This is a genomic window from Desulfobacterales bacterium (assembly GCA_029211065.1).
Classification (GTDB): Bacteria; Desulfobacterota; Desulfobacteria; order Desulfobacterales; family JARGFK01; genus JARGFK01.
Genome location: JARGFK010000169.1, coordinates 1 through 5,972 on the forward strand (window position 1 = coordinate 1; position 5,972 = coordinate 5,972).

A 5,972-nucleotide genomic window follows, 5' to 3' on the forward strand; every position below is an offset into this window, starting at 1 on the left:
CGGAGTGAAATTTTTGTTAAAAAAGTCTCCGCCAATCTAAAATACGTCCGCGCTTAATATTAGGCGGTGGATTTAGGTCGTGTCAGCCCCCTTGAATTCCGACCGTTCTAAATGCTATAAGGGCTCATCGGTTGATGGAGACCGCGCATGAAAAAACGACTCATCCTGATTTTCTTTCTGGTTCTGCTCTTTGGTGTCGGCTCGCTCGTTTACCTGGGCCAGCACCGGAAACTCACGGCCGAACTGTATTATTCCGGCACCATTGAAGCCACCCAGGCCAACCTGTCTTTTCAGGTCAGCGGGCGGATAGCGCATGTTTTCGTTGACGAAGGACAGCCCGTCGAAAAAGACCAGTGCCTTGCCCGGCTCGCTGGTGAAGAATTTTCAGCCCGGTTCACCCAGTCCCAGGCGGAGCTGTTACGTTCCCGGGAAACCCTTAAACAGCTCCAGACGGTCCGGGAAATTTATCAGTCAACGCTCCCGGCTGAAGTGGAGCGGGCCACGGCTGCTGTCAGCTTATTAAGATCACAACTCGAAGAACTGGAGTCCGGCTACCGGTCCCAGGAAATTGAGCAGGCCCGTCTGGCTGTCCTGTCCAGCCGGGCGGCCATGGACGAGGCCCGCAGGGACAAAGAGCGTTTCGATGCCCTTTTTCAAAAGCGGGTGATCTCCGAAAAGGAAAAAGACCGCGTTGACCTGAAGTTCGAGACAGCGCTGAAAGAATACGAACGGGCCCAGGCGGCCTACAGCCTTTTGAAGGAGGGGTTTCGCAAGGAATCGATCCAAGCCGCAGGGGCTAGATTGTCAGAAGGCCTGGCTGTGCTGAAACAGGCCAGGGGCAACCTGAAAAAAATCGAAGCCGCTGAAAAAGAGGTGGCCGCTGCCGGGGCGATGGTTGAGACGGCCCGCGCAGCTGTTGATATTGCGAAAATCCAGCTCAATTATACCTGCCTGAAAGCGCCCTTTAAAGGAACCCTCACCAGCCGAAACGTGGAGCCGGGCGAGGTGGTGTCGCCGGGTCGTGAAGTTCTGACCCTGGCCGATTTATCGACGGTGGAGCTGAAAATATTTGTAGACGAACCTGAAATCGGAAAAATCAAGCCGGGACAACGGGTGGAGATCAAAACAGATACCTATCCCCAAAAAACCTACCCGGGCCAAGTCTCGTTTATTTCACCCGAGGCTGAATTCACCCCCAAAATCATTCAGACCCATAAAGAGCGGGTCAAGCTGGTCTACCTGGTTAAAATTGCCATTTTAAATCCGGGCCTGGAGTTAAAACCGGGCATGCCCGCAGATGCCTGGCTGCGGTGACCCCTGCAGCTGCAATGTAAATATCCGACCCAAAGGGGCCGGCTTTTGTCTAAGCCCAGAGGGCATGATTTGTACAAAAGTCATTAGCAAAATTTGAAATCCGAATATCGAAATAAACATACCATGTCCATCGTCACCGTTGATACCGTATCCAAAAATTTTGGCGGACACGAAGCCGTCTCCCAGGTTTCGTTTTCAGTAGCGGAAGGGACCATCATGGGCTTGGTGGGTTCAGACGGCGCCGGCAAGACCACCCTTTTGCGGATGGTCGCCGCCATGTTGAAACCAACCGCAGGCCGGATATTCGTCAAGGGCCACGATGTCGTCTCGCAGAAAAAAACGGTCAAGCCGCTGATCGGCTATATGCCCCAGCGATTCGGGCTGTATCAGGATCTGACCGTAGACGAAAACATCGACTTTTTCATGGATATTTTCGGCATCACCGGCAAAGAACGGCAAACCCGAAAAGATTTTTATCTTGGTTTTTCAAATCTGCTCCCTTTTGTCCACCGGCTGGCCCGGGATCTTTCCGGCGGCATGAAGCAGAAGCTGGGGTTGGCCTGCGTCCTGGTTCATGAACCCGCCGTCTTAATTCTGGACGAACCCACCAACGGCGTAGATCCGGTTTCCCGGCAGGAGTTTTGGGATATCCTCTCGCAGATGCGGCATGACGGCATGACCATTCTGGTCTCCACTGCCTATCTGGACGAGGGTGAAAAATGTGACCATCTGATGTTGATGCACAATGCCCACCTTCTGGCAGAATCATCCCCGCAAGCGCTGCGACTAAACTTTCCCGACCTGGAAACAGCCATGATACACCGCATCCAGGCCGCAGACAAGGCACTGGCAGATGAACGCTTCAACCCTTGAGGCAGTCCGGGTTACCGACCTGGAAAAGAAATTCGGCCGTTTTACGGCTGTGGACAAAATTTCCTTTGCCGTCCGCAAAGGCGAAATCTTCGGGTTTCTGGGACCCAACGGCGCCGGCAAATCCACCACCATCCGGATGCTGTGCGGCATCATCACACCCAGCGCAGGCGCCGGGCAGGTGGCGGGTTTCGACATATTCAGGGAGTCCGAAAAAATAAAACAGGCCATCGGGTATATGTCTCAAAGATTTTCACTCTATGATGACATGACCCCTTTTGAAAATATCCGTTTTTATCTGGGCATATATAATGTACCGGCCGGAGATTGGAAAGACCGGAGTGACTGGGTCCTGCAGATGACCCGGCTTCAGGATGTTCGTCAGCGCCTGACCCGGGAGCTGCCCCCGGGGTGGCGGCAACGCCTGGCCCTGGGGTGCGCCATGCTGCATCGGCCCCAAATTCTGTTTCTGGATGAGCCGACCTCGGGCGTCGATCCCATCACACGACAACATTTCTGGGACTTTATCAAACACCTCACCGCTGAAGGCGTCACTGTTTTTGTAACCACCCATTACATGGATGAGGCCGAACACTGTAACCGCGTGGTGATGATCAATGCCGGTATAATCGTCGCCGGCGGCCCCCCGTCCCAAATCGTCGGCGACATCTTTCCGAATCTGCCCGACGCGGACTTGAACGATGTTTTTATTAAACTCATGACACGAAAAACAGAACCGTCAACACCATGAATCTGAGAACCGTTCAGGCCATCGCCCGCAAGGAATTTTATCATCTCATCCGGGATTTTCGCAGTCTGTATCTGGCCTTCATGATACCGCTGCTCCTGATCCTGCTGTTCGGCTATGCCCTGAGCCTTGATGTGAACAACGTCCGGACCGTTGTGGCGGACCATGACAAAACCCCCCTGAGCCGCGACCTGATCCGCATGCTGGACGCCTCATCCTATTTTAGCGTGGTCGGGCATCTGCCGGATGCCGAATCCGTGGGACAATTTCTGGATAACAACCGCGCGACCATGGGGCTGATCATTCCGCCGGGCTGGACGGAAAATATCAAGGCCGACCGCCTTAGCCCCCTGCAGGTCCTGCTGGACGGCAGCGATCCGAATTACGCCGGCATTTCCCGCGGCTACATCACCATCTTTATGGAAAACTACAACCAGAAGTTGCGCGCTGATTTTTTTAACCGTAAAAATATGGAAAAAATCAAGCCGCCGGTTGAGGGGCGCATTCGCATCTGGTTTAATGAAGATCTGGAAAGCCGCGTTTTTATCATTCCCGGCATTATCGCCATCATTATCATGATTGTGGGAGCCATGCTGACATCCCTGGTCATTGCCCGGGAATACGAAAACGGCACCATGGAAACCATATTATCCATGCCGGTAAGGGCGGCGGACTTTCTTGCCGGCAAAGCGATTCCGTATTTTTTTATCGCACTGGTGGATGTCCTGGCGGCTATTCTAATGGGGCAGCTGCTTTTCGGGGTTGTCATGAAATCAAGTTTCTGGTTGATGATCCTGGCTTCCGCCATTTATCTGGGGGTGGCCCTGAGCCTGGGGCTGCTGATTTCGGTCGTTACCAAGTCCCAGCTGGTGGCAAACCAGATGGCAATCCTGATTACGTATCTGCCGTCACTGCTGCTGTCCAATTTTGTCTTCCCCATTGAAAATATGCCGGTTTTCCTGCAAAAGTTGACACGCATCGTTCCGGCAACTTATTTCATTGATATACTCAACGGATTATACCTGCGAAACATCGGATTGAAGCTGCTTTGGCCAAGCTACCTGGTTTTGGCGGGCATGTTCGGCTTTCTCTTTATACTCAACCTTATTGTTTTAAAACGGGAGGGCCTGTAAGATGGCCTGGCTGAGAGTCCGGGAACTGGTGCGCAAAGAGTTTATTCAGTTGTTCAGGGACAAAAAAAACCGTCCCCTTTTAATCGTTGCCCCCCTGGTTCAACTGGTCCTGTTCGGGTATGTCGTCACCACCGATGTCAGGGACATCCGCGTCGGGATTTTCGACCAGAGCCGCACACGCGAAAGCCGGTTATTTATAGATGCCGTCAATGCCAATAAAACCTTCAGGATTACCCACTACCATAGTCACCCCCAAGACCTGGACCAACTGCTGCTTGAACGAAACGTCGATCTGGTCATCAATATCCCTCCGGATTTCAGCAGCCGGATCCGCAAAGACGATACGGCTATCATCCAGATCCTGGCAGACGGCAGTATGAGCAATATGACGGCCGTCAGGCTTTCTCACACACTCTCGGTTCTGGACACTTTCAACAATCAGATGATTCGCGAACGTTACCTCCAAAAACTGGACTTTGGCCGCATTGATTTGCGCATCCGCACCTGGTACAATCCGAACCTGGACAGCCGCAATTTCTATGTCCCCGGAATCGTCGCTTTTCTAGTGATGCTGCTGACACTGCTGTTGACATCCATGGCGATTATCCGGGAAAAGGAATCCGGTACCATGGAGCAGTTGATTGTCACGCCCTTAAAGCCGACCGAACTGATTCTGGGGAAAACCATCCCTTTCATACTGATTGCCCAGGCCCAAATGGTACTGGTCACAATTTTCGCGGTATTCTGGTTCCAAATTCCCCTGGTCGGCAGTATCGGCCTGCTGTTTGCAGCCACCTGCCTGTTTTTACTGAGTACGCTGGGAATCGGACTTTTTATCTCAACGATTTCAGCCACCCAGCAGCAGGCCATGATGACCACTTTCTTCTTTGTCTTGCCCTTTTTCATGCTCAGCGGATTTGTATTCCCCATCGCCAACATGCCGCTGCCGGTCCAGTGGCTCACTTACCTGAACCCGTTGCAATACTTTCTGATTATCATCCGGGGCATTTTTCTGAAAGGAACCGGCATCCATGTGCTGTGGCCGCAGTTCGTGGGACTGACGATTCTTGGGGGGATCGTTTTTATCGGGGCCGTCAGCCGCTTTAAAAAGCGTCTGGATTAATTTGAGGATTACCCGTGAGCAGTCAAAATTCAGGCAAAAAGGGGGAAATCAGAAGATGGCTCCGGAACAAACCTGTAGAGTAAGAAAATACAAGCTGATAGATCACACCGCCGATTTCGGCATCCAGGTTTTCGGCTCTAACCCCAAGGCATTATTTACAAATGCCGCCTATGCCCTATCTGATTTGTTGACCGATATCAACTTCCTCAATGGACAAAACAAAAGGCAAATCACCGTAACCGGTTCTGACTGGCCCGATTTAATGGTTAACTGGCTCCGGGAGCTTTTGTATCTCTGGGCCGGTAACGAACTTTTGGTGAAGTCGGCAAAGGTTCAAAAAATTACCGCATCCGAAATCAACGCAATCCTTTACCATGACGATTATGATCCGGGCCGGCATGTTATTAAGAATGAAATCAAGGCAGTCACTTACCACCAGATTCAAGTGGCACCATGCCCCAGCGGCTGGGAGGCCCGCATAATCTTTGACGTATAAGATGAACAGATGAAATGTAAAAATGTGAAGGGCGTCCCGATTAATGCAAAATTGATGATATTCACCCTTTTTCTGAACTAATGACTAGTATCTCCTCAAACTCTTTAGGCGTTACCGGCATTACAGCAAGCCGGGATTGGCGTATGAGGGGGAGTTTCGACAAAGCTGGGTTTGCTTTGATTTCCGTCAGAGTGATTGGACAAGTTAGAGTTTTCACCGGCCTGAAATTGCAGGTAAGCCAACCGGGTTCCTTGCTTGTGGGATCAGGATAGGCTTCCCGGGTCACCT

General features: G+C 51.8%; 7 protein-coding genes. 6 read left to right on the plus strand and 1 reads right to left on the minus strand.

All coding sequences use genetic code 11. The annotated features are described in order from the left end of the window. Window positions 1-147 precede the first annotated feature (147 nt). The 6 genes from P1P89_21650 to P1P89_21675 all read left to right on the plus strand — a co-directional run bounded on the left by P1P89_21650 (window position 148) and on the right by P1P89_21675 (window position 5,684). Window positions 148-1,314 carry an efflux RND transporter periplasmic adaptor subunit gene (locus P1P89_21650; protein ID MDF1594123.1) on the plus strand — a complete coding sequence of 389 codons (1,167 nt, stop codon included), beginning with the start codon at window positions 148-150 and terminating at the stop codon, window positions 1,312-1,314. A gap of 123 nt (window positions 1,315-1,437) precedes the next feature. Next, entirely contained in the window at window positions 1,438-2,187 is a 750-nt protein-coding gene (locus P1P89_21655; GenBank protein ID MDF1594124.1) for an ABC transporter ATP-binding protein, read from the plus strand. Further along, a complete protein-coding gene (locus P1P89_21660) occupies window positions 2,168-2,935 on the plus strand; it encodes an ABC transporter ATP-binding protein (protein ID MDF1594125.1) in 768 nt (255 codons plus the stop codon). The genes P1P89_21655 and P1P89_21660 overlap by 20 nt, the downstream gene beginning before the upstream one ends. After that, window positions 2,932-4,065, plus strand: a complete 1,134-nt coding sequence (locus P1P89_21665; protein ID MDF1594126.1) for an ABC transporter permease — start codon at window positions 2,932-2,934, stop codon at window positions 4,063-4,065. The genes P1P89_21660 and P1P89_21665 overlap by 4 nt, the downstream gene beginning before the upstream one ends. A 1-nt stretch (window position 4,066) precedes the next feature. After that, window positions 4,067-5,188 (plus strand): ABC transporter permease, encoded by a 1,122-nt coding sequence (locus P1P89_21670; GenBank protein MDF1594127.1) that lies wholly within the window; start codon window positions 4,067-4,069, stop codon window positions 5,186-5,188. Window positions 5,189-5,243: 55 nt separating this feature from the next. Further along, window positions 5,244-5,684 carry an archease gene (locus tag P1P89_21675; protein ID MDF1594128.1) on the plus strand — a complete coding sequence of 147 codons (441 nt, stop codon included), beginning with the start codon at window positions 5,244-5,246 and terminating at the stop codon, window positions 5,682-5,684. Window positions 5,685-5,745: 61 nt separating this feature from the next. Here P1P89_21675 and P1P89_21680 read toward each other — a convergent pair. Then, on the minus strand, window positions 5,746-5,972 hold a 227-nt coding region (locus P1P89_21680; protein MDF1594129.1), incomplete at its 5' end, for an EVE domain-containing protein.